The following is a 1,979-nucleotide window of genomic DNA, read 5'->3' on the forward strand; positions in this document are numbered from 1 at the left end:
CCGCCGCTCCTACTCCCGTGCTGCTAAGGGCAATGCCACCTACTTCTGAAGCCATGAATCTAGCTGTTTCGATTGCCCTCGCTACAGTTGACATAGCATGTCATGCCATTCGCCCCAATCCATATACAATAAGGTGCTGGTTAGATCGCATGAACGTCGACACACAATATCAATTAGCACATTCTTTCCGAACCCGTCTAAAATCATTTGAAAAAGGGATTCTAAAATAATGCGCCAATTTACAACTACGACCAATTCCTGTTTTTTGCAGGCTAACACACTTTTATTATGCTTTACAGATGCTTCACGCTGTCATTCTTCCAAAAGGCGAATGGCTTCGCCCGTCCTTTTTGCCAGCCAACTGTTTAAAGTATTCAGCTTGTTTGAGTAGTCTCCTTACTTCTAACGTTCCCCGTGCTTGTCTTACCATTCTCCTTTTCATCTTTTGATTTTGGACATGCCAAAAAGGCTCATTCCTACTTATGGTTCAAGTTGGAACAAGCCTTTGAAAGTTGGTCTAAGCGTGTTTGTCAAGTTTTTATTGGTTGTATTGTACGATCCTGCTTATGATAAGTAAACGCGTATTTACAGCTTTTTTAATCCATCAAAAAAATTTTGGAAACTATCCGAAATTTTATATAAATTATTTTCTTCATTGGATTGGTCAAAATGCCATGAGTGATCCCAATAATAAACCCCTCCCTCTTCATGATCATTTACCAAAACAATCATTCCTGACCCAGGGTCACTTCCGATTATTATACAATTTTCAATTAAATCATCACGGTATTCATCGTGCCACACCTTCAAATCTACTTGTTTTATATCTGTATTTAATCCGTATAATACATTTAACGGAATGCTTTCATTTAACTCCTCAACAAAAAAAGAATAGTATCTTTCCCGAGGTTTTCCCCCGTTATATTGCAATAGAAAGTGCTTATAGTCCTTAGGTAATGAAAAACCAATATATTGTTCAAATTCATCTATCATTTGTATTGTTGCTTTCCCATAGCCGATAAAATCCATATTAATCATCTCCTTGTTTGTTTCTTTTTTTAGTTTTGGACATTCCACCTCTATGCGTAAATCTGCTGTGCAATATCCTATCCATTTCTTGCATGGTCGTTTCATCCTGGTGGTGATGCCATGTACTAACATCACGATCTATAGGGCCGTTAGGAGCTAGTTTATCCGCCTTAGCAAAGTCTTTGTCATAGCTTTCAAACTTTCCAATTTGAACTTCCTGTTTCACCATTCCCGCTCCTTTGAAATCTGGATAGCCCCCTAGATATGTCACAGAGTTTCCTTCCCAATCATGATAAGTCCATGTACCATTCTCATCAATTGTAATCTTTCCACCTTTTTTCTGCCATTTGTCAGGGTCAGGTGAATTTTTTGGTTTAGTTGCTAACTCTTCCTTGGTAAACTTCCTAGCTTGTTCTGCCCCCTTAACCGCTTTCCCCGACTCCCCTTCGCTCCGGCTCATTCGCTGGTACAGTTCGTTCGCGTGTTGGACGAAGTGGGAGCTTCCTGTTGTCGCTAAAGTGGCTCCATGAGTGGCTCCGGCAACAGCGATGGCAGTGGCTGGAGCTCCGATCGCCGCTCCTACTCCCGTGCCGCTAAGGGCGATCCCGGCTGCGGCTAAAGGGATGGACCCGGCTGTTTCGACTACTCCGGCTACAGTCGATACCGCGTGTCCTGTCATTTGCCCCCATTCGTAGGCGACGGGATGCGGACTGTGATAAGGACGGTGTGCCAGATTGTATGTCACGTCCTGTAAAGCCGCCTCTCCCGCTCCTCTCACAAACTCCACTGTGCTTTCAATGGGGTGTTTGGTCAATCCATGCCATGATTTTTCTGCATTCTTCGCTACTTGCCGAGCCGTTTGTTCGACTTTTTCTCCTGCATGTATTATATCATGAACGGTTTGTTTCGCGATATGCTCTGCTTTCTGTTCTATTTTGTGTATGCCGCGA

The 1,979-nt window shown here is 42.9% G+C and carries 3 protein-coding genes; 1 reads left to right on the plus strand and 2 read right to left on the minus strand.

Annotated elements, in window-relative coordinates:
* Positions 1–230: hypothetical protein (locus tag B4113_RS20570; RefSeq protein WP_235597994.1), on the plus strand; the 230-nt coding region annotated here is incomplete at its 5' end.
* A 355-nt stretch (positions 231–585) separates the two neighbouring features.
* On the opposite strand, the gene B4113_RS10875 is transcribed toward B4113_RS20570, so the two are convergent.
* A complete protein-coding gene (locus tag B4113_RS10875; RefSeq protein ID WP_033019067.1) occupies positions 586–1,029 on the minus strand; it encodes an SMI1/KNR4 family protein in 444 nt (147 codons plus the stop codon).
* A 1-nt stretch (position 1,030) separates the two neighbouring features.
* Positions 1,031–1,979 (minus strand): HNH endonuclease (locus B4113_RS20575; protein WP_235597995.1); only part of this gene is annotated, 949 nt, incomplete at its 5' end.

Source organism: Geobacillus sp. B4113_201601 (assembly GCF_001587475.1).
Lineage (GTDB): Bacteria > Bacillota > Bacilli > Bacillales > Anoxybacillaceae > Geobacillus > Geobacillus icigianus.

What these genes read in the sequence shown, in the direction of transcription:
- B4113_RS10875 (WP_033019067.1), bottom strand. Translation starts at nt 1,029, where the DNA reads ATGGATTTTATCGGCTATGGGAAAGCAACAATACAAATGATAGATGAA.